Source organism: Candidatus Eisenbacteria bacterium (assembly GCA_016930695.1).
Classification (GTDB): domain Bacteria; phylum Orphanbacterota; class Orphanbacteria; order Orphanbacterales; family Orphanbacteraceae; genus JAFGGD01.
In genome coordinates this window covers 31,160-56,237 of the sequence record JAFGGD010000041.1, presented here as the reverse complement: position 1 = coordinate 56,237, position 25,078 = coordinate 31,160, and the positions used below count along the sequence as shown (strand labels likewise).

Here is a 25,078-nt window from a genome sequence, read left to right as displayed (position 1 = left end):
TCATGACCGGACGGATGCGGCGTCGATACATAGCGTTTTTCGCACTCCTTCTGCTCGTCGTCGGCGTGGCGATCGCGGAGATGGGCGGGGCGGAAGCCCCGGCGCCGAAGAGGGGGAAGGTGCTCGTTCTCGGTTTCGACGGGATGGATCCGGGGCTTCTCCGGCTCCTCCTGGATCGGGGGGATCTCCCCAACTTTCAGCGCTTGATCGACCGCGGGACCTTCACCAGCCTCGGCACGAGCATCCCGCCCCAGAGCCCGGTGGCGTGGTCCAACTTCATCACCGGAATGGACCCGGGCGGGCACGACATTTTCGACTTCATTCATCGTGACCCCAAAACCTATCTCCCCTTCATGTCCACCTCGCAGGCGGTGAGCAGCGACGACGGGATCGGGCTGTGGGGGGAGTGGCGAATTCCCACCGGCGGCGGCGAAGTGCTGAACCTCCGGCGGGGGGTGCCTTTCTGGGACATCCTGACCGCCCACGGCGTGCCCACGGCGATCTTCAAGATCCCCGCCAACTACCCGCCGGTGAGCGAGGGGGCGAAGACCCTCTCCGGCCTCGGCACGCCGGACATCCTCGGCACGCCGGGGACCTTTACCTATCTCACGACCCACCGCCCGGAGAACGCCGACGACATCTCCGGCGGCAAGGTGGTGGACGTGTACTTCGACGGCGGGACCGCGGAGACGGCGATTCCCGGTCCGCCGAACCCGATGCGCGAGGGACACGAGAAGAGCGGCTGTCCGGTGCGGATCCACAGGGACGTGGAAAACAGGATCGCGAAGATCGTCATCGGCGAGGAAGAGGTGCTTCTCCGGGAGGGGGAGTGGAGCGATTGGGTCCCGGTGAAGTATTACTTTCTCCCCGATCACGGCTTCTGGGGCGCCGTTCGTCCGGCGCTGGATCCCGCCGGCATGGGGCTGACCGGCATCGCCCGGCTCTACCTCAAGTCGGTGGCCCCCGAGTTCGGCCTCTATGTCTCGCCGATCAACATCGATCCCCTCGCGCCGGCCCAGCCGATCTCCACGCCCGACGATTGGGCCGCGAAGATCGCCGAAAAGACGGGCCGCTTCTACACGCAGGGGATGCCGGAGGACACCAAGGCGCTCGAGGCGGGGATCCTGACGGACACGGAGTTCCTCCAGCAGGCGGGTTACGTGCTCGACGAGAGGATGCGCGTCTACGACAGCCTGTTGAACGAGTTCGTCGGCCAGGAATGGGGACTCCTCTACTATTACTTCTCCAGCCTGGACCAGCAGACCCACGTGATGTGGCGCGCCATGGACCCCCACCACCCCGCGTCGGACGCGGAGGCGCGGGAGCATCCGGACATCATCTACGACATCATGAAGCGCTTCGATCAGGCGGTGGGGATGGCGTTGGACCGTCTCCCGGAGGACGTGCTCGTCCTCGCCATGTCGGATCACGGTTTCGCGCCCTGGTATCGGGAGGTGCACCTGAACTCCTGGCTCGCCGACAACGGTTATTTGACTTTGAAGGATCCGTCGAAGGAAACGCGGGAGAAGAGCGACTTCTTCCTCAACGTGGACTGGCGCCGCACCCGGGTTTACGCCCTCGGCATCAACGGCCTCTACATCAACACGCGGGGGCGGGAGAAGTACGGCGTCGTCTCGCCGGGCCGGGAGAAAGACGCGCTGATCGAGGAACTGACGACGCGGCTCACGGAGCTGCGGGACCCGAAGACGGGCAAACAGCCGATCCTCGCGCTGTACCGCAACGACGAGGTGTACCACGGCCCCTACGCGGCGGAGGCGCCGGACATGAGCGTCGGTTACGCGCGGGAGTACCGGGGATCGAACGAATCGGCGCTCGGCGAGTTCCCGATGGAGTGGTTCGCGGACAACACGGGGAAATGGAGCGGCGACCACTGCATCGACGCGCGGGAGGTGCCGGGGATCCTGGTGTCGAGCCGGGAAGTCCGCATCGCCGATCCGATGTTGTATGATTTGACGGTCACGTTGTTGAACGAATTCGGGATCGAGAAGGGCGAGCACATGGTGGGCCGCCCGATCTTCTGACCCCGGGAGGAGGACCGATGTTCGGACCGAAAGTAAAGATCTCGAAGGATTTGCTGATGAAGATTCGGAAGTACGCCGAAGTGGCCGGCTACTCCTCGGCGGACGAGTTCATCACCCACGCCCTCGAGAAGGAGATCGCCAAGATCGAGGAGGCGGACTCGGACGAGGAAATCAAAAAGAAACTGAAGGGACTCGGTTACATTTCCTAGAGACGAGAGAGGATTCGGCGTATGTGGCCCCTGGTGAGCGCGGTTACGGCATTCTTCGACGGCTTGATCGGCTTGTTCGGCGGCATGAACCCGTTGGTCGGTTTGACGGTGGTTTCCGTCCTGACCGGTGGGATCATGCTGGTTATCTTTCGATACACGTCGAACCAGGAAGCGATCGCCCGTGCGAAGGGCCGCATCAAGGCCTACATCCTGGAGGTGCGGCTCTTCCAGGACGACCTGGGGCTGCAGATGGCGGCGCAGCGCCGGATCCTGGCCACCAACATGAACTATATGCGGCATGCCCTGACGCCGATGCTCGTCATGCTCGTCCCGGTGTTGATCATCCTGATCCAACTGGACGTGCGCTACGCGCACCGCCCCTTCCATCCGGGCGAGAAGACCATCGTCAAGGTCCGCCTGGACGAGAACGCCGACCCGTCGGCGCTCACCATGCGTGTCCCCGACGGCCTGGTCGCCGAGACGCCCCCTCTCCGGATCGCCGGAGAGAGGGAGGTGGATTGGCGGATTCGCGTGGAGAAAGAGGGAACGCACGAACTGTCCTTCGACCTGGGCGGGGAGACCGCCATGAAGCGGGTGATCGCCGGCGGAGGGCTGATCAAGCTCGCCCAGGGCCGCTACGTCGATGGAGCGCTCGCGCTCTGGACCCACCCGGCGGAGCCTCCCCTCCCCAAGGACGCCCGAATCCGTTCCATCGAGATCGCCTATCCCGAGAGGAACATGGCGCTCTGGGGCGTGAACCTGCACTGGCTCCTGGTCTTCTTCGTGGTGAGCGTCGTCTTCGGCTTCGCCATCAAGGGGTGGGTCGGGGTCGAAGTGTAACCTGGATTATGCACAAACTTCCTGCTGCGGAACCGGTTCTCGGCCTGCGAGACCGGCTTTCCGGCGCCGTTTCCTCGACGTAACTCAGGGGCTACGCCTCCCCCCATCGGGCGCTAAAGCTTATCGCTCCTAGCGGTCGCGATAAGCCCGAGTGCCCGAAGGGTCCCTGGGAGCGGCTTGTCCAAGCCGGCCTCTCGGCACGCGATCCGGTTCCTCGCCACGAAGGTTCGTGCATAATCCGGGTTAGGAGAGGAGATCCCGCGGAGACGCGGGGATCGCAGAATAAAGGCAAAGCCGGAATCCCCTTTCCCTCCGGACGGGAGAGGGGATTCGTTTACCTGTTCATTTTCCCGTTTTCCCTCTGCTTTCCCCGCGTCTCTGCGTGAGGCTTCTTTTCCGGAGCAGTTGGATACTTCGCGTCTTGTCGCGACCGGTTTTTCACCTCAGCCGGACGATTTTCTTGCTGGTCTTCCGGCCTCCCGCCTCGATCCGGGCGAAGTACACCCCCGCCGCGGTTTCGCGGCCGGAGGCGCCGCGCCCGTCCCAGACCGCCTCCAATATGTCCCCCCGCGCCGCGATCTCCCCCGCGCCGAGCGCCCGCACCAACCGTCCCGACACGTCGTAGATCGCCACGGAGACCGTGCCGCCGCCGGCGGGGCGCGCGAAGGGGATCGTCACCGCGCCGCCGGCGGGGTTGGGACGGACCGGAAGGGCATCGACGAGATCGGGATCGGGCGGCGTGTAAACGCCGGCGAGTCGCGCCGTCAGGGCCGCCGCGAAGCGGGCGTTCTCTTCGGTGAAGGCGAAGTCCAAGTTGCCGAGGGTGTCCCCCGGCGTGTGGAGGGGATTGTCCTCCTCGATCGTCTCACCCAGCATCGCCGCCGGGTAGCCTCTTTGCCAGAAGGAGGCGTGGTCGCTGTAGACCATGCAGGGGGAGATGTCGTAGGAGAGATCCAGGTCGGGCGCCGCGACGCTTGCCGCCGCCGCCCCCTCGTCCAGGATCCACGCGGAGGCTTCGTTCGCGTAGAGGTGGGAGGGACGGCCGGGGATGCCGATCATGTCGATCTGCACCGCCGCGCGGATCGCTTCGTCCGCCTCGGCGAGGGCCGAGGCGTAGGCGGTGCTCCCCAGAAGGCCCAGCTCCTCGCCGCTGAAAAGGACGAAACGGACCGTGTAGGCGAAGTCGCGCCCGGCGAAGGCGCGCGCCGCCTCGAGCACCGCCGCGACGCCGGTGGCGTCGTCGTCCGCGCCGGGCGCCGACGCGTAGGGGTCGAAAGAGGTGTCGTACACGATCGAATCGTAGTGGCCGGAGAGGATCACCACGCTGTCGGGACGGACCCGTCCGGGGATTTGTGCCGCCACGTTGCGCGAGGGGTGGGCGATGGAGGGGGCGAGCGGAGGGAAGACCCACGAGTCGCCGCCGTCTTCGCTGCGGAGGGAGAGGCCGTCGTAGCCGGCGAGGAGAACCGTGTCTTCCGGCCCGAAGTGGATGTGGTTCACGCTCCGCCAGAGCACGCCGATCGGGAAGAGGACCTCCTCCCAGGTGCGGCCCCGGTCGGAGGAGCGGATCACCCGGGTGAGGCGGACCGGCGAATCGAGACCGCCGAGCCAGACCGTGGAGTCCCCCTTTACGCCGACGGAGAAGCCGTAGGGGACGCCGGTGGAGAGGGTGTCCCAGGCCGCGCCGTCCCAAAGGAGCAGCCAGGGGCCGGATACGGCGCCCACGGCGAAGGAGGTGTCGGCGAATGCGAGGTCGTAGATCGTTTTCCGGATCGGCAGCGCATCGAGGACCCACCCTTCCGGCCGGAGCCTCCAGATCTTGCCCATCCCGCCGTAGACCCAGGTGTGCGCCGAGTCGACCCGGACGGCGCCCTTGAGGAGTGAAGTGGTGATTCGCTCGCCGCTCCAGACGGAGCCGCCGTCGTCGGTCAGCCAGACCCATCCCTCGCCGTTCACCGCGACGCCGTGCCGGTCGTCGGCGAAGTCGACGGAGACGAGCGGGGCGTCGCCGAGGGTGTCCGCCACGGTCCAGGCGGAGGAGCCGCGCCGGAGCACGATCCCCGAGTCCCCCACCGCCCATGTCTCGCCGGGCGTCGCGGCGATCGACCGGAGGAGCGCGGGCACCGTCGCTTCGGCGGTCCAGCTCGCGCCGCCGTTTCCCGTCGCGAGGATCACGCTCCGATCCCCCTGCCGCGAGTCGGACCAGATCATCCACCCTACGCTCCCGCCGGAGAGCCAGTCCGCGTCGACGGCGTCCCACTCGGAGAGTTCGTACGGTTCGTAGTAGGGATCGAGGCCGAGGGCGCGGAAGCGGTCGTACAGATAGGCCGCCGCGCTTTCCTGTTCGGCGGCGTACTCGTAGCGGGTGCCGAAGGCGACCAGATCCGCCACGGTCCGGCGGAGCGAGTCGGCGTGGATCTCGCCGGCGATGGACGCGAGAAGCGTGTCGCCCGGGGCGGGAGCGCGGCGGGAGGGCGTGATGCTCCTTTTCGGCGCGGAGCGGAGCGCGCGGATCCACTCCTCCCGGCCGGGCGGCCCTCCGGCGGGCAACGGCGGATCGGCCCCGCCGCCGCCCATCGCGCCCGCGGGAAAGAGGGCGAGCAGAAGGGTCGCCGCGAATATCGCCCTACGCTTGCGGGACGGTCCTCCCGTCGCCGAATGCGATCGCCCGGTACGCTTTCTCCACACGATCCCAGTTCTCCTCACGGTCCAGCGCCCAGTACCGGCCGGTCACCGTGCAAACCACCCCGAGTCCCAGTTCACGGCACTTGTCGTCCACCGCCTCGATGTACGCGGCGCCCGCCTCGGGCCTCTCACCGCGGCGGCCGAGAAGGCTGTGGACGCGAAGGCGCTGCACCCCACGCTCCTTCGCCGTCTCGAGAAGCTCCATCAAGTGGTCCAGCGAGCCGTGGCTGCTGAAGAAGGAGACGATGCCGAGGAGGTGGAGGGTTTTATCGCGTTGCGCCGCCTCATCCATCGCCCAGAGGAAGGCTTCGTTTTTGCGAAAGGAGCCGTCCGCGATCGCCTTGTCGATGCGGAGACGGTCCGAATAGATCACCCGGCCGGCGCCGATGTGGAGGTGTCCCGCCTCGCTGTTCCCCACGGTCCCTTCCGGCAGGCCGACCGCCTCGCCGGCGGCGGCGAGAAGTCCGTGGGGACATTCGGCGAGATAACGGTCCATTTTCGGCGTGTTCGCCGTCGCCACCAGGTTGCCGTGGGTCTCCTCGCGGTAGCCCCAGCCGTCGGCGATCAGGAGGAGGAGCCGCCGTCCCTTCCTCTCCGGCACGCCCCCGAGGAGGTTCTCGCCGGTCATCTCCTTCGGTCGCTTCAAGCCGAGGAGCGCGAGAGCCGTGGGGGCCACGTCGGTGAGCGCGCCCTTCTCCCGGCAGGTGACGCCGTCCACGCCGCCCGCGGAGATGTAGACGAGAGGGACCGGGCTGTCGGTGTGACCGGTGTCCTTCGTCCCCTCCGGGTAGAGGCGCTTCTCCACCGTCCCGTGGTCCGCCGTGATCAGCACGTCCGCGCCGGCCGCGCGCGCCGCCTCCACCACGCGCCCCACGCAGCGGTCCACCGTCTCCACCGCGCGGATCGCCGCGTCGTCGTCCTCCAGGTGGCCGAGCACGTCCATGTTGGCGAAGTTGGCCGTGATGAGGGCGATGCCGGGATCGCCGAGGCGGTCGATGATGGTGTCCGCCACCTTCTCCGCCTCCAGCTCGGGCACGGCGGTGTAGTCCGGCACCGTGGGGGAGGGAATGCCGTGATGCTCCTCGCTGGGGAAGGGGTCGCGGTTCTTGCCGTTCAGGAAGTAGGTGAGGTGGATCAGCTTCTCGGTCTCCACCACCTTCGCCTGGCGGAGACCGGCGCGGCCGACCGTTTCGCTCAGCGTCCCCGCCACCGCGCCGATCGGCGGGAAGGCGACCCGCGCGTTCAGCTTCTCGTGATAGCGGATCATGGTGACGTAGCGGAGGTCGAGCCACTCCCGCACCGGGAAGTGGGGGAAGTCCTTTTCGACGAAGGCCTCGGAAATCTCCACCTCCCTCTCGCCGCGGATGTCGTAGAAGATGAGCGAATCCCCCGGGTCGGGCGCGCCGACCGGTTTTCCGTCCCGGCCGACCAGGACGAGGGGGTTCATCGTTTCGTCCTCTTCCCCGCGCCGGTACGCCTCGAATACGGCTTCGGCCATCGGGGAACGGTATTTCGCTTCGTCCTTCGGTTTCATGTTCACTCCCGGTCGTCGTTTCTATGGTTCGCCGCTCGTGTGGAAAACATAGGAAAAACCCCTCTCCTCGGGCGGGGAAAATCCATTTTAACAGACCCGCGCGGAGGGGACCAGGAAGGGTATGGCCCGATCAGACTCGCGGCCCGCCGGAGGGTTCCGGGAAAAGAGAGGCGACCCCCGCGGCCGCGCCGAGGGGCATCAGGACGAGGAGGTTGCGCCCGAGGGCGGTGCCGTTCATCAGAAAGTCGTGGCTGCCGGTGAGACAATAGGCGGCGCCGAAGAGGAGGAGTCCGCCGCCGAAGAGGAGTGCCGGCGTCCCCGCCCGCCCCCGCGCGCCGGGCACGAGGAGCGGAAGGAGGGCGAAGGGGGCTATCCCCCAGCTCCCGTTCAAGAAGAGGCCCGCGAGGGTGAGACGGATGAAGTCGAGGAGCCGGCCGGCGAGCGCCGCCGGGCCGGGGGGCGCGAAGAGATGGTAAGGCGATTCGGGGACGCCGGCGCCGTACTTGAAGAGGAGCCAGGGGAGGGAGAAGAAAAGAAGCGGCGCGAACCAGCGCGGCCAGGTCCGGCGGAGCGTTCCCGCGCGCCGCGCCCGCCACAGGTAGACCGCCGTGACGAGGAGGAGGAGGGGAAGCCCTTCGTTTTTCACCTGCGCCAGGAAGCCGGCGTGCGCCGCCGCGATGAGCAGGTTCGCCTCGCGCCCCTCTTTCTCCCAGAGGACCAGATGGGTCGCGGCGGCGAGAAGGAAGAAGGCGAGGGGAAGGTCCATGTACGCCACGGTGCCGTGATGAACCAGAAGGGGCATGGATGCGATCACCGCGATGCCGGCCGGGACGGCGCGGCGCCCGGCGGATGCGCGTAGGAGGACCGCCGCGAGAGCGACCACGCCGACGTAGAAGAGGGGAAAGATCGACTTGATCATCGGTTCGTGCCAGTAGCCGATCGCACGGGCGATGAACGCCTCGACGAAGGGGATGCCGAGCGGGTAGCCGGGGAAGCCGGCCCAGTCGCCGGCGAAGAAGTCGGCCGGAAATCCTCCTTCCGCGGCGATCACTTTAGCCCGAAAGGACCAGATCCTCCAGGCGTCCCAGCCGTGGATCGGCCGGAGGAGGGCGTGGCGGAAGACGTAGACCACGTGGACGGCGACCAGGGCGTAGGCGGCCGCGGCGGCGGCTCCGGGGCGGATGCGGGGGACGGCGATCCGAAGCGCGGCGCCGGAGCCTCCGGCGCGGAGGCGGCCGGCGGGATAGAGAAGGACCGGCGCGGCGAGGAGGAGGGAAGAGGCGTGCGCGCCCGCGATGGCGAGGAGGAGAGACCATGTGGCGATGAGGGCGACGCCGAGCCCGAATGCCGCGGCGAGGCGGGCGGCGATCCCTCCGGCGGCGCGCCTTCCGCCCACGAGCAGGAGGAGCCCCTCGCCGGAGGCGAGCATCAGCACGATCGTAATCGCCGCGGCGAGCCCCCCCTTCATCTCTCCATCCTCCGGTAGAGCGTTCCCGTCCCCTCGATGCGCAGGATCTCCTCACAGGCATTGGAGTCGGGCGGCGCCGGCGCGCGGTAGGAAACGACATAGCGGGCGCCGTCCGCCGTGCGGCGCGGGTAGAGATAGAAGGCGGCCTTCTCATACGGGTAGGGGCGCTCGGCGCGCACCTCCACCCTCTCGCCGGGAGGGATCCAGTCCTTGCTCTCTCGGAGGAGCCGCCAGAAACCGGGCGGATTCGCCGCCTCCATTTTTCGGCTCAGGCTCTTCCCGGCGTAGAAAGCGTCGTCCACGCGCCACGTCTGAATCATGTCCGCGCCGCTCCGGAGCGCCAGAAGGAAGGCGCCCGCGAAAAGACCGGCGCGAACCCCGCGGCGGATCCGTTCCCCACGTCCCTTTTTCCCGCCGCGCATGCCGAGGAGGAGCGGGATGAGAAGGGAGAGGACGCCGACGAGAAGAGGGAAAGGGAGGGGCCCGACGCGCGCCCCGAGGATCCCGTTCACGGAGTATTGCGCGCGCAGTTCCGTCTCCCAAAATCGGCGCCAGAGCCGGGCGGATCGTTCTCCGGCGCCGCGCGGGCCGCGCGTTTCGAAGCGCGAGAGGACCACCCGGGTCGCCCCCGGCTCCGGCGCGAGGAGGAAACGGTCGATGCTTCCGCGCCAGAAGGGACTGCCGGAGAGGCGGGTCACGGAACGGCCTTCGGGGATCGGGACGCGCCATTGGGGGACGAAACCGTTCTCCGCGTCGTCCGTCCAGTAGAGGAACGCGCCGGTTCCGGGCGGTTCGACGCGGAGGTCGATCTCGACGCGATCGACGCGGCCGGCGTCGACCGCGAGGCCGCCCGGGCTGAGGAAGGAGGAAACCGGGTCCGCGATTCGGAGTTCGAGCCCCGCCGGGCCGGGGAGGAGACGGCCGGTCGGGGTGGCCCATCCCTGCGCGCCCCCCTCCGCGCGGTCGTAAAGGAGCGCGCCTTCGCCGCCGCTCGCGGGCGACGCGAGGAGCGCCGCCGACAAAAGAAGGAAGGTTTGGATCCGCATCGCTCCTCCGCCCGCGTCATGCCGCCGCTCGTGCGCGTTCATGGTACACGACGGCCGCCCCGCGCGCGAGCCTCTCACCCTCCTTGCCGCCTTCCGCTCCCCTTCCTATAATCCGACGGGACCCCGGTCCGCCGGGCCGGTGTGAGAAATGGGCAAAAAGTCCTCCCGATATTCCACCCGGGGAAAACGGATTGTCGATTCCCGTTGAGAAAGAGAGTGAATTGGGCGGATCGGAGGGAAGGCGGGGTGCGCCGGCGGCGGAGATCGCGCTCGCCGTTCGTCGTCCCTTTCGTTTCCGGCTGATGGTGCTCTCCCACGGCTGGTACGCGCTCCCCCCTTTCCGCTGGGACGACGGGCGTCGCGCGCTGGATGTCGCCTTCCGCGCCGAAGGGGAGCCGGTCGCCTTCCGCGTAACCAGCCGGCGCGACCGGAGCGAAGGGCAGGCCCTGCGGGCGGCGCAGATCGGCGGCGCGCCGGTCGGCCCGGCGGCGAGACGCGAGGCGCGGGCGATTCTCCGATGGGTGTTCCGTCTCGACGACGACTTCGCTCCCTTTCACCGCCTCGCCGCCGAGAGGGGTGAGCTGGATTTCGTGGTCCGTGAGGGGCTCGGCCCGTTCCTCCGCGCGCCGACCCTCTTCGAGGAGTTCGCCAAGGTGCTTCTGACGACGAACGTCAGCTGGTCCGGAACGAAGAGGATGGTCCGGAACCTGATCGATCGGGCGGGCGCCCCGGTGCGCCCCTGGCGAGGGGGCTCGGCGGCGCCTCGCCTCTTCCCGAACCCGAGCGCCGTCGTTCGTCTCGGCGAAAAAGGTCTCCGTGAACAATGCGGGCTCGGTTACCGGGCTCCCTATCTGTACGCCCTCGCCGCGGCGGTGCGCGGCGGCGATCTCGATCTCGACGGGTTCGCCGATCCGCCCCGGGGCACTGAGGAACTCGCGGCGTCGCTCGCCTCGATCCGCGGTTTCGGGCCTTACGCGGTGAGCACTCTTCTCGTCTCGCTCGGCCGGTACGATCGCCTCATTCTGGATTCCTGGATCCGAAAGACCGTTTCGGACGTTCATTTTCGTTCCCGCCCCGTCACCGACCGGGCGATCGAGCGACGCTACGCTCCCTGGGGGCGTTGGAAAACGCTCGCCTGTTGGTTTGATTGCGCCTGGGCTTCGTGGCTCGGAAACGCCCACGCCGCCGGCGAAACACCCGACCTCTGAAAGGAGACCGGTTTCATGCGCGCACGCGCTTTTCTCGCGTCCCTCGCCTTTCTCACGCTCCTCGCGGCGCGTCCTCCCCTCGCCGCGGCCGCCGTGCCCCACATCACCGAACACGTGATCCGCGCCGAGCTCGAACCGGGCGCGTCGACGATCCGCGTGACCGATCGGATCAGCGTCGTGGAGATCGAAACGAGCGTGTTTCGTTTTCTTCTCAACGAGAATCTCAAGATCGACCGAATCGCTCTCGGCGAGCGGGAACTGCAATGGCGGCGGAGTGAGAACGATCCTTCTTTTTGGGAGGTGGCCGAGGGCTCGGAGGGGGAGACCTGGGAGAACGCGCGGGTGGTCGAGGTGAACGTCCCTCGATCGGGCGGAGGAACGGCGGACCTGACCGTCGTCTACTCCGGTCGTATCCTCGACTCGCTGCAAGCGCCCGGGGACGCCTACGCCCGCTCCTTCGCGACCACCAGCGGCATCATCGAGACGCGGGGCGCCTTCCTCGGCGGCTCCACGGTCTGGCTGCCGACGGTGCCGGGGGACCGCTTCACATTCCGGCTCGAGACGACGGTGCCTCGGGGTTGGGAGACGGTGTCCCAAGGGAAGCTGGATGGGCGTTTCGAGCGGGGAAGTCGCCTTGTCTCCCGATGGTCGAGCGATGTCCCGATGGAGGAAGCCTACCTCGTCGCCGGCCCCTACCATCTCCGCGAGTCCGATTTCGAAAACATAAAGATCCAAACCTTTCTCTACGACGCCGAGGACGCGGAACGACTCCACCAAACCTACACCGCCGCGACCCGGAATTATCTCGAACGCTACAGCCGCCAATACGGCCCCTACGCCTATCCCAAGTTCGCGCTGGTGGAGAATTTCTGGCAGACCGGGTATGGGATGCCCTCTTTCACGCTTCTCGGCGACCGGGTGATCCGCCTCCCCCATATCCCATTCACGTCTTATGGACACGAGATCCTTCACAACTGGTGGGGGAACGGCGTCTGGGTGGATTGGGAGAAGGGCAACTGGTGCGAGGGGCTCACCGCCTACGGCGCCGACTACGCCTATCAGGAAGACAAGGGGCCGGAAGAAGCGGCCGCCTACCGGCGCGGCGAGCTGCAGAAGTTTCAGGATTACGTGAGCGGCGCCGAGGACTTCCCCCTCGTCGATTTCCGCGGGCGCCACAATGCTTCCACTCAGGCGGTGGGCTACTCCAAGGCGACCATGGTCTTTCACATGCTCCGGAAGGAGATCGGCGACGAGGCGTTTCGGACGGGACTCCGCCGTTTCTACGCGGAACGGAAGTTCCTCTTTTCCGATTGGGGGCATCTTCGCGCCGCCTTCGAGGCGGCGAGCGGTGAGGATCTGGAGGGCTTTTTCCGTCAGTGGACCACGCGGACCGGCGCGCCCTCCCTCCGCATGGAGAAGGTGAAGGCCGGGTCGGCGGGGGACGACCGTTTCGAGGTGAAGGGACGGTTGGTTCAGGAGGGAACGCCCTGGCGGATCGATGTTCCGGTGGTGATCGAGACGGACGCCGGACAGGACACGGTGATCGTTTATCTGGAGGACCGCGAGAAATCATTCGAGTGGAAGGGGCGCGGACGGCCGGCGGTGGTCGCCGTGGATCCCGGCTTCGATATCTTCCGGAGGCTTCACCGGGAGGAGATCCCGCCCGCCCTTTCCGGCACCCTGGGAGGCGACTCGACCCTGATCGTTCTCCCGGCGGAGGGCGGTTCGGAGTCGGGCGAGGCGTTGGAGGATCTTGCGCGCGGCTGGGCGGAGAGGAGCGGCGCCCGGATCGTGCGGGGCGAGGCTCCGGCGGACCTCCTGGCGCGGCGGACGGTCTGGCTGCTCGGGGAGACGGCGTACACGGACCGCTTTCTGGGGGGACTCCCCGAGGGGTGCGCCGTCTCGGCCGACTCGATCGTACTCCCCGGCGGGCGCTTCGGGCGGGAGGGACGCGGCTTCGTCCTCACCCTGGTCCACCCGGAGAACCGGGATCTCACCTGGTCCCTTTTCCTCCCGGGCGATGCGGGGTCGATCCAGGCGGTGGGGAGGAAGACGCCCCACTACGGCCGTTACGGTTACCTCGTCTTCGAGGGGGAGACCAACGTGGGGAAGGGGGAATGGCCGTCCGGTGTTTCTCCCCTCCGGCAACGCCTGGCCGTCGGCCGTTAGGGATCCGGGATGAGCCATGCCGCCTCTCGACCGGAGGAGCGGAATGGACTATCTTTCCAAAAGATAGGCGCGCCAAACCGCGGGCGATCGCGCCCTCCGAGCGAAAGGGAAAAGAACCGCATGCCACATACCGCCCTTCGGTTTTCGGTTCGGATCATCGCGACGGCGATCACCGCGGTATTCCTCGCCGGTTGCGGCGGCGGGAGCGACTCCCGCCCCACCGGTCTCCGCGTGGCGGTGATCGGGCTGGACGGCGCCACATGGGACATCCTCGATCCTTGGATCGAGGAGGGGATCCTCCCCAACCTCGCCCGTCTCCGCGCCGAGGGATGCCGCGGCGATTTGGAATCGGTGCTTCCGCCCCTTTCCGCTCCCGCCTGGACGTCGGCGATCACCGGCGTGAACCCCGCCAAGCACGGCATCTTCGACTTTGAATTGGTGGACCGGCGGAAATTCCTGCCCGTGCCCGCGACCTCTCTCGACCGGCGGGCGAAAGCGGCCTGGGAATACATGACCGAGAGCGGCCGGCGCTCGGTTGTGATCAGCGTGCCGGTCACTTCGCCGCCCGATTCGGTCGACGGGATCATGATCTCCGGTTTCCCCCATCTGGATCAGAGCGGCTACACGTGGCCGCCGGAACTCGAATCGGAACTGCTCGGTTGGCGGCTCGACCGTTACGGCGAATATCTCCCCCCCGGCGGCGAAGACGCATTCCTCGTCAACCTGAACGCCACCCGCGAAGCGCGCGCCCGGATCGCCCTCGACCTCTTCCAAAACGAGGATTGGGAGCTCTTCTGGCTCGTCTTTATGGGGACCGACAAGGTGCAGCACTTCTTCTGGAAGTTCATGGACCCGGAGGGGCGCGAGGTGGACCCGGAGCTGCGCGAGCGTTACGGCTCGGCGATCCGCGATTTCTGGATCCGCACGGACGAGATCGTCGGAACGTTCCTGGACGCCATGGACGACCGGACCGTTCTCTTCGTCATCTCCGACCACGGCTTCGGACCGGTGACCCGGGAGCTGCAGGTTCTCCGATGGCTCTGGGGAGAGGGGTACTGCGACCCCAACCCTGTCCGCTCGCGGGTGCTCTATTTCACCCACCTCGGCGGACGGATGACGGTGAACGACAAGAAACGCTTCCCGATGGGCGTGGTGGAACCGGAAGCGCGGAACGCGCTCCTACACGAGATCCGCGACAAACTGCTCGCCCTCGAGGACCCGGAGAACGGCGCGAAGGTCGTGCGAGCCGCCTACAAGAAGGAAGAGATTTACAACGGGCCGCTCATGGACGACGCGCCGGATCTGATCTTCCTGCCGGAGAGAGGCTACTTCTTCGGCCGCGGATCCCCCTATGAAGAAGGGGAGGGGATCTTTCGCGAGCCTTCCTACACCTTTTCCGCTTACCACGAGCCGCGGGGGATCTTCCTCGCCCAGGGTCCTTTCGTGAAGAGAGGAGGCGTCGCCGGCGGGATGAAGCTGATCGATCTCGTGCCGACGGTGCTCCGCCTCCTCGGCGAGCCGATTCCGGAAGAGATGGACGGCCGGCCGATGGAGGGTCCCTTCGAGCCGGGGATCGACGAGCGCGCACCTCTCCGCGTCACCGGGCGTTCCATCACCCGCGACATTCCCGCCGACGCGGTCGCCGAGGCGCGCGAGAACCTCGAGGCGCTCCCCTATCTGCGCTGAGGATGAGGGAACCGGATCCCGCGACGCATCGCATGGGGATCCGGTTCCCTTGTTACGGCGCGTAAGGCCGCGTGAACCGAAGGCGCCCCCTCAGCCCGCGGCCGTGTTCCCCCTCCGCCTGTACAACAGGTAGAGAAAGAGCGGGACGGCGGGGAGGAGCCAGAAGGTCCGCATCGTGTAGAGCGCGCTCACCATCATCACCGCGCAGATCCCCCAAAAGCCGGACCAGATGTCCTCCTTGCGGCCGGTCATCCAACGAGCGAGGAGAAGCCCGGTCAGACACGCCGCCACGTTGACCAAGAACTGAGTCATCGTTCTCTCCTATACCTCGTCGTCGTCTCCGAAGAGAATGTCGTCCGCTCCGTTGGACGCCAAGCCCCCGATGATGCCGCCGACGACGGGGCCTGCGCTTGCGCCGCTGATTCCTCCGGCGATCCCGTCTACCGCCACCATGACGACGAATCGAAGAAGTCGGGATTGCTCATCCTGCAGCTTCGTCATACCTCCCGATACCCACTCGTCGGCGTGTCTCGCGATCCAGTATTCGGCGGAGTGGACCCAGATGTCGGCGGCGTAATCCAGAACCGATCCTTTCCGCGGGGCGCCGTAGAGCGCGCAGTGCTCTTCATAGACGGCGCGGGCGTCCGGGGAGCACGCCTCCTCTGTGAAACGCTCCCACCAGAGGAGATCTTCCCCCGTGAAGGCCGTGGCGGCGAGAATCGACGGATCTTCGAGAGCTTGAAGAGCAATCTTGCGGCCCCTTTCGATGTAAAGATTCACATCGTCCGCCGTCGGAGGCTCCATGCCGTGTTCGAGGGCGAATGCGCCGACCGCCGCCGTGGTCCGGGTGAGTTTCTCCGTTTTGGAAAGCGACGGCTCATCGCATACCGCGTGGATCTTCTCCAGAACCCGGTTGTGAAGCTCGCCGGCGCTCGGGCTCGGATCGTCCGCGGCGGTGGGTCCGCCGACGGAGGAGCCGTCCAGGTCGCAGCCGACGACGAAAAGGAAAGCGAAAAGGGCCGCGAAACACGCGCCCGTGACCGTTAGCCAATACTTCCTCAAGTTCTTCCACCTCTCCCGTGCCGCAGCACGTTATCGGACCTTTCGGCCGGGCCGCCTCCGCCCGCTTCCGCTCTTCGCCCCGCGGGGCGCCCGGCACCGCGCGCGGGGGCGGAGCGGGAAAGCGTCCCGGTATTCTCGGCCGAACCGGGACGGGATTGCGCCGTGGGAGTCCATGCGGGCGCCGTCGTCGTGGACCGAGGAGCCCGCCCCCTGAATGAGGAAGGGCAAGAGGCGTGCCGTCGCCGAGAACGCTCTCACCTCCGAGGAGACAAGAGTTTGCGCGCGCGGGGGGGAGGGTGCGGCGAAAAATACTTTCATTTTCGGAAAAACATTTTCACGCGGGCGTGCCGGACCGCCGACGCCGATTCGTTTGAACCGACCGAGCTTACTCTTCGTCTCTCTCTTGGACCGTGGAGGTGGATCACGATTCGTCCCTCGGGGCCGACTCCGCGACGGAAGGAAACGCGACCCGCGTTCGTTGGAAGAGACCGATGGAAGGATCGGGTCGCGCTTCGGCAGTGGGTGCCGCTACAAATGGAGGGACAAAACGATGCGCCGCACGGGCAGCATTCCGCCGATCGTTCTCGCTCTCCTTTTTCTCTTTATCGCCGCCTGCGCCTCCGACGCCCCGAGAGTCGCCGCCGCGCGAAAAATCCCGATCCGGGACTTCTTCCGCCACCCGGAAGAGACGGAATACAAGCTCTCTCCCTCCGGCCGGCATCTGGCTTTCGTCGGTGTGTATCAGGGACGGGACAATCTGTTCGTGAGGGACATCCGAACCGGCGAGTCGCGCCGTGTGACCGGCGACACCGAGAGGGACGTGAACCGTTTCACCTGGGGAAACGACGAGCTTCTCCTCTACATCCAGGACGACGGGGGGGACGAGAACTACAAACTCTACTCCGTGGATATCGAGGAAGGCGCCGTCCGCTGCCTCACCGACTTCGACGGCGTGAAGACCCGCCTCGTCAGCCGGCTGAAAAAACGCCCCGACGAGATGTTGATCGGCCTGAATAAACGCGATCCGCGGATCTTCGATCTCTACCGCCTGAACACCCGGTCCGGTGCGATGGAGATGGTGTTCGAGAACCCCGGTGATATTCGTTCCTGGATGGCGGATGAGGAGGGTGTGATCCGGATCATCGACGGAACGAGCATGATGTACAGGCGGAACGCGGAGGAGGAGTTCATCGAAACGCTCACCACCGATCCGGACGACATCTTCGATCCCTGGTTCTTCGCCCCCGAGGAAGACCACGTTTACGCCTACTCCAATGTCGGGCGGGATAAGATCGCCATCGTCGAATACGACATGGCGAAGGGGCGCGAGGTCCGGGTGCTCTTCGAGCATCCCGAGTACGATACCTTCGGCGACGACGAAAGGGATCTCTTCGACTATTGCGCGAAGAAGGAGAAGCTCCTCTACGCGCTCTACACGGGAGAGAGGCGGACCTACCACTTCTTCGATCCGGAGATGGCCGCGTGGCACTGGCGGCTTCGGGAGCGGCTCGGCGACTACGAGATCGCGATCGAGTCCCGGAACGACGACGCCGACCGCTTCGTCCTGCTCGTCACCTCGGACCGCCTTCCGGGGCGGTACTACCTCTACGACGCGAATGCGGACGACCTGCAATTCCTGCGGGACGCCGCTCCCTGGTTGGAGGAGGCTCGGATGGCGGAGACCCGGCTGATCCGCTACGAGGCGCGGGACGGGCTCCTCATCCACGGTTACCTGACGATCCCCGCCGGCGCGGAGCCGAAGAACCTGCCGCTCATCGTCCACCCCCACGCCGGGCCGCAGTGGCGGAACTCCTGGGGTTTCGACGCGAAGACACAGTTTCTCGCCAACCGGGGCTACGCCGTCTTTCAGCCGAACTTTCGCGGGTCCGAGGGGTACGGCAAAGCGTTCATGCGGGCCGGATTCAAGCAGTGGGGCTTGGCGATGCAGGACGATATCACCGACGGCGTGCATTGGCTCATCGATCAAGGGATCGCCGATCCCGACCGGATCGCCATTCTGGGGTGGAGTTTCGGCGGCTATGCGGCGCTCGCGGGGATGGCGTTCACGCCCGAGATCTACGCCTGCGGCGTGGACATGTGGGGGATCTCCAATTACTTCACGTTCTTCGGATCTTTTCCCGCTTACTGGGGCCCTTACCTTGACGAGATTCGCGTACGCTGGGGGGACCCGGTCGAGGATAGCCTGCAAATGGCGGAGACGTCGCCAGCCCTCCACGCCGACAAGTTCCGCGCGCCGATCCTGATCGTCCAGGGGGAGAACGACCCCCGTGTGAAAATGAGTCAATCCGAAGAGATGGTGAACGCCCTCCGGGAGGCGGGCAAGGACGTGGAGTATGTCCTCATTCCCGGCGAAGGGCACGCTCTCTCGGACGAGAAAAAAACCATCGAACTGATGGAGAAGATCGAGGACTTCCTCGCCCGGCACATGGGGAAGGACGTTCCTTGATCAGGAGCGAAAATCTCACCACGAAGAACACGAAGATCAAGAAGGATTCCTCGTAACCAGATACCTTTTCTCTCGCCCGTTCGCGAAAAGGTATCTGGTTACGAAGGTGCGTGAATTCCGGGGACACAATACGGAATTCACCGTTTCGTCGGGGCTTCCTTCTCGTGTGACCTGGGGTGATTCCCCAAGGACAGCCAGACGATCGGGATGCATGCATGCCCGTGATACCGGGGTTTTTAGTATTCCGTATTGTGTCCCCAGAACTCGGGGTTTTTAGTATTCCGTATTGTGTCCCCAGAACTCGATTTCGATTGCGATTTCGATTTGGATTTCGAGTCTGATCGCGATTGGGGATCGAGTGAGGGTGTGGGGGTGCGCAGGATCAGCGGAACATCTTCTTGATCGTTCCCCAAGAGGTCGTATCCCGCCGGGCTATCGGGACCGACGTGAACACGCACCCCACATCTAACGCTCCTATCAGACCGCAACCTCCGGAGTTCCCCGGTGCACAAGGCGATTCATCCGCAATCGAGTAGTCGCCGTTCTCCGGATCACAGAAAAGGGGATTCACACAGATGTTTCCATTCATTCCACAGGAGTCGCAACCAGGATAATAATCCCAATCAACATTGCCCCACGAATTGTTACATACGATTGTCTCGACGTAGCAAGTACCGATGCCCATTTGGTTCCCCACCGACAAATTATTATATGTTTCACAACTCATCGCGTTGATCCCAACCCAGCTATTACTTACGACTGTATTCGAGGCGATCACTCCTTCGTCAACACCTATCCCCCCCCCCCTCATTCAGGACAACCAGATTTCCCTCCACTCGACCTGTGCCCACTATATCAAGACAGTATGAGGTCGACTCGTTAGCCATAAATATGTTGTTGGTCAATATAATGTTTGAGTATTCGGCTCTTATCCCTCCATAGCCCCCAACGTTGCCTTGAAATAAGTTGTTTTTGATAAAAACACACCCGTCATCCACCCCATAGATCCAAATACCCGCGGCATTATTGGAGCACGTGTTTTCAATAAACTGGTTGCCCTCGATCACGCTGCCCCCGCAACCTTCGCAAGGGTTTGAAAAGGCCAGCCCACCGCCACGGCTCTTGCTGTTGTTCGCCCTGATGATGTTTCCGCGTATCGTCACGCGGCCCCCACCTATGATCCTTATCCCCCCACCCCAACCAGCTATCGTACTTGGGTTCGCATTCTGGATCGTGAATCCCTCGACGAGTGCGTCTGGGGATTGGAAAACTCGAACGACTTGACGATATTGCGGATTGAACGAGGGACTACCGTCCAGGATGGTTACTTCGGGGCCTGATTCGCTGATCAGCGTAAAGTCGGTAATCCCGGTGATCTGAAGATTCACATAGTACGTGCCCGCCGCCACGAGCACCGTGTCTCCATCACCGCTCGAGTCGATCGCTGCCTGAATATCAGGCGCGTCACCTGTCGAATCAGGGAGCACATACCACGTCCTTCCGGACGCGGTCACTGCCGCGAAAAGTACGCAAAGGAGCGGGATGACGAGAAATAACCGGCATACATGGGAATGGAAGTGGGGGTGATTCATCTTCTTTTCCTGTCCGGTGAATCTAATAATTATTATCGCATGAAAATTTACTTTTAGCTAATGAAATCCTCGCCCTCGTAACCAGATACCTTTTCTCTCGCCCGTTCGCGAAAAGGTATCTGGTTACGAAGGTGCCGAGTGCGAAGGCGCGAATGGCAGGCGCCCTTCGCGGGCGGATGGAGGGCAGGACCCGGCCGCGTTCCCGTTCTCGTTTACGGCTTATCATCGCTATCGGGGCCGATTTCGATTGCGATTTCGATCCCGATAGCGATCCCGATAGCGAGAGCGATTGGCGAGTACGGGAACGTGCACGGAAGAGGCAGCGGCGCTCCTCCCCTTAATCGAACTTCAAGAGCCGCGAGGCGAGGAAGGCGAAGAGGAGCGCGTAGACGGCGAGCATCCCGAGCATCGGCAGGATGGTGAGGGTCGTGCCGTCGTAGGCGACCAGCTTCATCAGTCCATCCATCGCCCAGGCGGTGGGGAAGATGTGTCCCACCGCTTTCATCGTGTCCGGCACGATCTCGAGCGGCCACCAGCAACCGCCGAGGGAGGCCATCACCAGGGTGACCAGCACACCGATGGACGCCGCCGTCTCCGGCCGCCGTATGTAGAGCCCCAGAAAGCAGCCGATCGATGCCGCGACCACGGCGTAGAGGAGAAGAAGAAGCGCGAGCCCCAGAGGATCCCTTCCCCACTCCATGCCGAAGAGAAACGTGGAGACGATCACCAGAAGCGCGATCTGCGTTACGGCGATCAGCGTTTTTCCCAGCAGCTTGCCGAGGAACACCTCGAAGCGGGAGAGAGGGGACGCGCCGAGCCTCCGCAGGTGGCCGCCCGCGGACTCGACGGCGATCTGCGCGGCGCCGCCCGTGAGCGCGACGATGAGCACGAACATGATCAGGTTGCCCGGCACGGAGAGAAGGAAGCCGCGGGGCCTCTCATGAATACCCGAGGCGGGCCGGCTCCGGAGCGTCACCAGCGGCGGGCGCGCCGCGAGAGAATCATAGAGCGCCGCCAGGGCCGTGTCCGGCGCGCTTCGAAGGGTCGAGTCCGGAATCTCGTACAGATGAGAGAGAATGCGGAGCGCCGCCAGAGTGGAATTCATCAGGTGGCCCCTCTCGCGGAGGGGGGAGCCGCCGCCGCGCCGCGCTACGCGGATCGTGGAGCGTTCGCCGGAGAGGACGCTGTCGGTGAATCCCGCGGGGATCTCGATCCAGTTGGAGAGCGCCGCGAACGCCGAATTTTCGCGCGCCACGGCGTAAGGCGCCCAGGTCGAGTCCGCCAGCTCGGCGGCCACCACCCGCCCGAGAAAACGATCGTCCTCGTTCAGCACGGGAAGGGGCTGTTTTCCCCCCCGCCCGCCTCCGCGGAAGGCGTTCCCGAAGACGAAGATGAAGAGCACCGGCATCAGGAACATCCAGAGGAGAGCCTGGCGGTCCCGTAGGGTGATCGTCCAGTCGGTACGGGCGACGGCGAAGACGGCGCGCATCATCGGATTCCCCTCCGGAGCTGCCGCGGGAAGAGGATCGTGCCGATTCCGCCGGTGACGACGCCGATGGCGGCGAGGACCGCCGCGTAGGGGAGAACCTCTCTCGCGCCGCCCCCCCAGACGATCACCTGTTGGAATCCCTGAATCGCGTAATAGTTCAAGGTCAAACGGCCGATCCGTTGCATCGCCTCGGGGAGCATTTCCAGAGGCATCATGCTCCCGCCGAGGATCGACATGCCGAGGATGACCACCGAGGAGAGCGCGTCCCCCTGTCTCTCCGTCCGCGTGATGGAGAAGAGGAGCGCCATGACGCCGGTGATGGCGACCCCCTCGGCCAACACCATCAGGAGCGCCGCTTCGATCTTGCCGAGCGGGATCCCGAAAATGAGGCGCCCGGCGAAGGCGACCAACAGGTGACAGAGGACGAGAAGCAGGATGGTGCCGATCCATTTCGAGAGGAGGATCGATCGCATCGGCGTGGGGCTCGAGAGAAGCCGCGCCAGATGCCCAGCCTCGCGCTCCCGGATCAGCTCCCGCATACTGATCTGCCCCACGAAGAGCAGGCCGAGCGCCAGCATGCCGGGGAAGATGTAGGCGAAGATGTTGACCGTTCCCCCCGGGCCGTCCTCTTCTTCCTCTTCGATCACCGTTTCGACGACACGGATCGCCGGTGGATAGAGGAGGCGCTCCGCGTCCTGAAGGCGATGGCTCATGAGGATCGAGACGGCGGCGATCGCCGCGTCGGAGGGCGGGCCGTCCCCTTCCATGAAATCGGCGACCTCGGCGAGGGGCTCACGGAGCACGCGGCTCGCCGTGTCGAGAAAACCGGTGATGATCCGTGCGAACGTCTCGGCGATCTCCGGTGTGATCGTCTTGCCGGGATCGCGGATCAGTGTGAGTTCCGCCGGCACACCATCCAGGAGATCATCGCTGAACCCTTCGGGGATGATGAGGAGCGCGGCGGCGTCCCCCTCGGCGACGATCGCCTCCCCCGTCCCAGGCTCGACCGGTTCCGCCCGCACGTACTCGGCGGCCTGCTCGTTTTGGAGGGCGCCGGCGAGGAAACGCCCCAGTTGGGTTTCGTCGTGATTCTCCACGAGAAGGCGGGTGGGGGGGATCGTCGTCCCGCCGCCGCTCGGGCCGAAGGCGGCGCCGATCACGCCGACCAGCACGAGCGGGAAGAGGAGCATCACCACCGTCCCCACCGGCGAGTGGAAACGGCTGCGGAGGTCCTTTCGTACGAGGGCGCGGATCGCCGTCATTCCCGGATCTCCCGGCCGGTCAGTTTGATGAAGAGGGATTGGAGCGACGGGCGCCGCACCGAAATCTCCTCCACCGTGTCGAGATGTCCCAGCTTTTCATTCAGGAGGCGGAGCACCTCCGGTCCCGGGAGGGCGACGGAGAGGGCGGCGCGCCCTTCCTCGGCGCTCACCACCTCCACCTCGTCCGCGCCGCCCAGGGCGGCTCGGATCTCGGCGGCGGCGAACCCGCCGGAGAGGACCACGAGTTCCCCCTCGCCCAGTCGATCCACCAACTCCCGCGCGGTCCCCTCGACCAGCATGCGGCCGTGGTCGATGATGCCGACGCGGCGGCAGAGGTCTTCCGCCTCCTCCAGGTAGTGGGTGGTGTAAACCACGGTGGTTCCGGCGGCGGCCGTCTCCCTCACCAGGTCGAGGATGGCGATCCTCCCCTGCGGGTCGATACCGACGGTCGCCTCGTCGAGGAGGAGCACCTTGGGCTCGTGGACGAGCCCGGTGAGGAGGTTGAGGCGGCGCTTCATCCCGCCGGAGTAGGTCTTCACCGCTTTCTTCGCCTTCTCCGCGAGGCCGCCCCGCTCGAGGAGCGCGGCGATCCGCCGGTCCAGCTCCCGGCCGCCCATGCCGTAGACGCGCCCCCAGAAGAGGAGGTTCTCGCGCGCCGAGAGGTCCTCATAGAGGGTGACCTCCTGGGGGACCACGCCGAGGAGGCGCTTGGCGGCGCGCGGGTCGGCGTCCATCGAGATGCCGGCGATCTCCACCGATCCGGCGTCCGGCTTGAGAAGGCCCGCGATCATCGATAGTGTTGTTGTCTTGCCGGCGCCGTTCGGGCCGAGAAGGCCGTAGATCTCGCCCGGGCCCGCCTCGAAGGAGATGTTGTCGACGGCGAGGAGTGTTCCGTAGCTCTTGCGTAGGCCGGAAACGCGGATCATCGGGGGGACCTCCGGGGGCCGGCGGTTCGGCCGGTTCGGGATGACGGGTTGCGAAAACTCGGGGAACAGCATATCACAAGGGGGAATGGGGTCAACGACGGTGGGCGGAGGGGTGGAGTGTTCGCCCGGAACCGTTTGCGCGAGATAAAATTGTGACGGGAGGAGCCATGTATCCGGAGATGACCATCACCTTTCACGGCGGCAAACGAGTGAACGCCGATTTCAAGGGATTCACCCATAAGACCGACCAACCCCCCGAGGACGGCGGTGAATGGACCGCGCCGGAGCCGGTGGACTATCTCTTCGTCGGGCTCGGCACCTGCGCCGCCCACAGCGTTCTTTCCTTCTGTGAACTCCGGAAGATCTCGACCGACGGCCTCCAGGTGATTCTCCGTTTCGAGAAAGATCCGGAAGAGAAACGCGTCGCTAAAATCATTCAGGAGATTCATCTCCCCGAAGATTTCCCGGAGAAGTACAGGCCCGTCGTCGCCCGCGCCGTGCGCTCCTGCACGGTGAAGCGCTACCTCGAGCGCCCTCCCGAGATCGAGACGGTGGTGGCGGAGTAAACGGGGATAGTCACGGATTATCATCGTTTGTCGCGCCCATTGCGAAGATCTCTTTGCAAAAGAATGGTTTGGAGTTATTCTGTCAGCGGGTGCTCCGATGAACCGCTATTTCGGGAGGGAGCCATGATCCGCCGCGCGATTCCCGCCGTGTTCGCTTCGCTCGTTCTCCTTACTCTGGCCGCCGGTTGTTTATTCGATTCGGATCAGTGGGCCGGACCGCCCGGGCCGCTCTCTTATCACTCTCTTCGTTATCAGACGCCCGTTTTAGCGGGTTCGGAGACGGACAGCGTCGAAATCGGTATCACCCGATCGAATCCCGGTGATCGTATCCTGTGGGTGGCTTGCGATTTGCGGGGGAACACGATTCAGATTACGGGGGAGGGAAGGCAATTAAACGGAATGTTCTCGTGCGTGATCTGCAATGAGTATATTACTCTACCTCTCCCTTCACTCGAGGAAGGGTTATACATTCTCTCCGCGGGTGTCGTGAGGGATACCCTGGAAGTCACGCCCTCCGATTCGATCCCGGTGAGGCGCATCGCCGCCCACGGAAATCTATATTCCAGCGACCGGGAGGGATGCGTGCAGTTTCATGCCGGGGACCTGGGTATCGCCCTTTCCGGCGTTCCCGACTCCCTCATCGGTCCCGGTAGGTTTCTCGTCCATATGCGCGAGATCGACGAGGATCCCTGCGGCTTCGACTCCCCCTTCATCGATCTCTACGCCGAATTCCTGAGCGCCGAGCTGTTGGAGTAGACGCACCCGCTCCTCATCCCCTTCCTCCCCCTGGGAGTCCGTCCCCTGATGTCGTATACTCCCGGCGGGGG

General features: G+C 65.2%; 19 protein-coding genes. 9 read left to right on the top strand and 10 right to left on the bottom strand.

The window, feature by feature from the left end; genetic code table 11:
• The first annotated feature begins 2 nt into the window (after positions 1-2).
• Genes JW958_09985 through JW958_09975 form a run of 3 tightly spaced genes read left to right on the top strand, consistent with a single transcriptional unit; the run spans position 3 to position 3,091 of the window.
• Positions 3-2,042, top strand: coding sequence for an alkaline phosphatase family protein (locus JW958_09985; GenBank protein ID MBN1826587.1), 2,040 nt, complete (start codon positions 3-5; stop codon positions 2,040-2,042).
• Positions 2,043-2,059: 17 nt separating this feature from the next.
• Positions 2,060-2,251: a hypothetical protein gene (locus JW958_09980; GenBank protein ID MBN1826586.1), complete on the top strand. Its 192-nt coding sequence runs from the start codon at positions 2,060-2,062 to the stop codon at positions 2,249-2,251.
• A 21-nt stretch (positions 2,252-2,272) separates the two neighbouring features.
• Positions 2,273-3,091 carry a hypothetical protein gene (locus JW958_09975; GenBank protein MBN1826585.1) on the top strand — a complete coding sequence of 273 codons (819 nt, stop codon included), beginning with the start codon at positions 2,273-2,275 and terminating at the stop codon, positions 3,089-3,091.
• A gap of 438 nt (positions 3,092-3,529) precedes the next feature.
• On the opposite strand, the gene JW958_09970 is transcribed toward JW958_09975, so the two are convergent.
• From JW958_09970 to JW958_09955, 4 genes are all read right to left on the bottom strand, one after another.
• A complete protein-coding gene (locus JW958_09970; protein ID MBN1826584.1) occupies positions 3,530-5,779 on the bottom strand; it encodes a M20/M25/M40 family metallo-hydrolase in 2,250 nt (749 codons plus the stop codon).
• Positions 5,718-7,310 carry an alkaline phosphatase family protein gene (locus JW958_09965; protein ID MBN1826583.1) on the bottom strand — a complete coding sequence of 531 codons (1,593 nt, stop codon included), beginning with the start codon at positions 7,308-7,310 and terminating at the stop codon, positions 5,718-5,720. The genes JW958_09970 and JW958_09965 overlap by 62 nt, the downstream gene beginning before the upstream one ends.
• A 130-nt stretch (positions 7,311-7,440) precedes the next feature.
• On the bottom strand, positions 7,441-8,778 hold the full coding sequence (locus tag JW958_09960; protein ID MBN1826582.1) for a phospholipid carrier-dependent glycosyltransferase: 1,338 nt from the start codon (positions 8,776-8,778) through the stop codon (positions 7,441-7,443).
• Positions 8,775-9,824 (bottom strand): hypothetical protein, encoded by a 1,050-nt coding sequence (locus JW958_09955; protein MBN1826581.1) that lies wholly within the window; start codon positions 9,822-9,824, stop codon positions 8,775-8,777. The genes JW958_09960 and JW958_09955 overlap by 4 nt, the downstream gene beginning before the upstream one ends.
• Before the next feature lie 191 nt (positions 9,825-10,015).
• On the opposite strand from JW958_09955, the gene JW958_09950 reads away from it, so the two are divergent.
• The 3 genes from JW958_09950 (at position 10,016) to JW958_09940 (ending at position 14,887) form a co-directional block, all read left to right on the top strand.
• The gene (locus JW958_09950) at positions 10,016-11,032 is read left to right on the top strand and encodes a Fe-S cluster assembly protein HesB (protein ID MBN1826580.1); all 1,017 of its coding nucleotides are present in this window, start codon (positions 10,016-10,018) and stop codon (positions 11,030-11,032) included.
• A gap of 15 nt (positions 11,033-11,047) precedes the next feature.
• The gene (locus JW958_09945; GenBank protein ID MBN1826579.1) at positions 11,048-13,201 is read left to right on the top strand and encodes a hypothetical protein; all 2,154 of its coding nucleotides are present in this window, start codon (positions 11,048-11,050) and stop codon (positions 13,199-13,201) included.
• A gap of 120 nt (positions 13,202-13,321) precedes the next feature.
• On the top strand, positions 13,322-14,887 hold the full coding sequence (locus JW958_09940) for an alkaline phosphatase family protein (protein ID MBN1826578.1): 1,566 nt from the start codon (positions 13,322-13,324) through the stop codon (positions 14,885-14,887).
• Positions 14,888-14,977: 90 nt separating this feature from the next.
• Here the strand turns inward: JW958_09940 and JW958_09935 are convergent, their stop codons facing one another.
• Together JW958_09935 and JW958_09930 are read right to left on the bottom strand one after the other, a co-directional pair.
• Positions 14,978-15,199: a hypothetical protein gene (locus tag JW958_09935; protein ID MBN1826577.1), complete on the bottom strand. Its 222-nt coding sequence runs from the start codon at positions 15,197-15,199 to the stop codon at positions 14,978-14,980.
• Between the two features lie 9 nt (positions 15,200-15,208).
• Complete coding sequence (locus JW958_09930; GenBank protein ID MBN1826576.1) at positions 15,209-15,949, bottom strand: hypothetical protein; 741 nt, start codon at positions 15,947-15,949, stop codon at positions 15,209-15,211.
• Positions 15,950-16,499: 550 nt separating this feature from the next.
• Between JW958_09930 and JW958_09925 the strand changes: the two genes are divergently transcribed.
• Positions 16,500-18,416 (top strand): S9 family peptidase, encoded by a 1,917-nt coding sequence (locus tag JW958_09925; GenBank protein ID MBN1826575.1) that lies wholly within the window; start codon positions 16,500-16,502, stop codon positions 18,414-18,416.
• 785 nt (positions 18,417-19,201) lie between these two features.
• Here the strand turns inward: JW958_09925 and JW958_09920 are convergent.
• The 4 genes from JW958_09920 to JW958_09905 all read right to left on the bottom strand — a co-directional run bounded on the left by JW958_09920 (position 19,202) and on the right by JW958_09905 (position 23,685).
• Positions 19,202-20,008, bottom strand: coding sequence for a right-handed parallel beta-helix repeat-containing protein (locus tag JW958_09920; GenBank protein ID MBN1826574.1), 807 nt, complete (start codon positions 20,006-20,008; stop codon positions 19,202-19,204).
• Positions 20,009-20,345: 337 nt separating this feature from the next.
• Positions 20,346-21,500 (bottom strand): ABC transporter permease, encoded by a 1,155-nt coding sequence (locus tag JW958_09915; protein MBN1826573.1) that lies wholly within the window; start codon positions 21,498-21,500, stop codon positions 20,346-20,348.
• The gene (locus tag JW958_09910; protein MBN1826572.1) at positions 21,497-22,759 is read right to left on the bottom strand and encodes an ABC transporter permease; all 1,263 of its coding nucleotides are present in this window, start codon (positions 22,757-22,759) and stop codon (positions 21,497-21,499) included. Before JW958_09910 ends, JW958_09915 begins: the two co-directional genes overlap by 4 nt.
• On the bottom strand, positions 22,756-23,685 hold the full coding sequence (locus JW958_09905; GenBank protein ID MBN1826571.1) for an ABC transporter ATP-binding protein: 930 nt from the start codon (positions 23,683-23,685) through the stop codon (positions 22,756-22,758). Before JW958_09905 ends, JW958_09910 begins: the two co-directional genes overlap by 4 nt.
• A 167-nt stretch (positions 23,686-23,852) precedes the next feature.
• On the opposite strand from JW958_09905, the gene JW958_09900 reads away from it, so the two are divergent.
• Both JW958_09900 and JW958_09895 read left to right on the top strand, forming a co-directional pair.
• Entirely contained in the window at positions 23,853-24,251 is a 399-nt protein-coding gene (locus tag JW958_09900; protein MBN1826570.1) for an OsmC family protein, read from the top strand.
• A 486-nt stretch (positions 24,252-24,737) separates the two neighbouring features.
• Positions 24,738-25,007: a hypothetical protein gene (locus JW958_09895; GenBank protein MBN1826569.1), complete on the top strand. Its 270-nt coding sequence runs from the start codon at positions 24,738-24,740 to the stop codon at positions 25,005-25,007.
• Positions 25,008-25,078 lie beyond the last annotated feature (71 nt).

Coding starts and splice junctions, on each gene's coding strand:
- JW958_09985 (MBN1826587.1), top strand. CDS start 3: ATGACCGGACGGATGCGGCGTCGATACATAGCGTTTTTCGCACTCCTT.
- JW958_09980 (MBN1826586.1), top strand. CDS start 2,060: ATGTTCGGACCGAAAGTAAAGATCTCGAAGGATTTGCTGATGAAGATT.
- JW958_09975 (MBN1826585.1), top strand. CDS start 2,273: ATGTGGCCCCTGGTGAGCGCGGTTACGGCATTCTTCGACGGCTTGATC.
- JW958_09965 (MBN1826583.1), bottom strand. CDS start 7,310: ATGAAACCGAAGGACGAAGCGAAATACCGTTCCCCGATGGCCGAAGCC.
- JW958_09960 (MBN1826582.1), bottom strand. CDS start 8,778: ATGAAGGGGGGGCTCGCCGCGGCGATTACGATCGTGCTGATGCTCGCC.
- JW958_09955 (MBN1826581.1), bottom strand. CDS start 9,824: ATGCGGATCCAAACCTTCCTTCTTTTGTCGGCGGCGCTCCTCGCGTCG.
- JW958_09945 (MBN1826579.1), top strand. CDS start 11,048: ATGCGCGCACGCGCTTTTCTCGCGTCCCTCGCCTTTCTCACGCTCCTC.
- JW958_09940 (MBN1826578.1), top strand. CDS start 13,322: ATGCCACATACCGCCCTTCGGTTTTCGGTTCGGATCATCGCGACGGCG.
- JW958_09935 (MBN1826577.1), bottom strand. CDS start 15,199: ATGACTCAGTTCTTGGTCAACGTGGCGGCGTGTCTGACCGGGCTTCTC.
- JW958_09925 (MBN1826575.1), top strand. CDS start 16,500: ATGCGCCGCACGGGCAGCATTCCGCCGATCGTTCTCGCTCTCCTTTTT.
- JW958_09920 (MBN1826574.1), bottom strand. CDS start 20,008: ATGAATCACCCCCACTTCCATTCCCATGTATGCCGGTTATTTCTCGTC.
- JW958_09915 (MBN1826573.1), bottom strand. CDS start 21,500: ATGATGCGCGCCGTCTTCGCCGTCGCCCGTACCGACTGGACGATCACC.
- JW958_09910 (MBN1826572.1), bottom strand. CDS start 22,759: ATGACGGCGATCCGCGCCCTCGTACGAAAGGACCTCCGCAGCCGTTTC.
- JW958_09905 (MBN1826571.1), bottom strand. CDS start 23,685: ATGATCCGCGTTTCCGGCCTACGCAAGAGCTACGGAACACTCCTCGCC.
- JW958_09900 (MBN1826570.1), top strand. CDS start 23,853: ATGTATCCGGAGATGACCATCACCTTTCACGGCGGCAAACGAGTGAAC.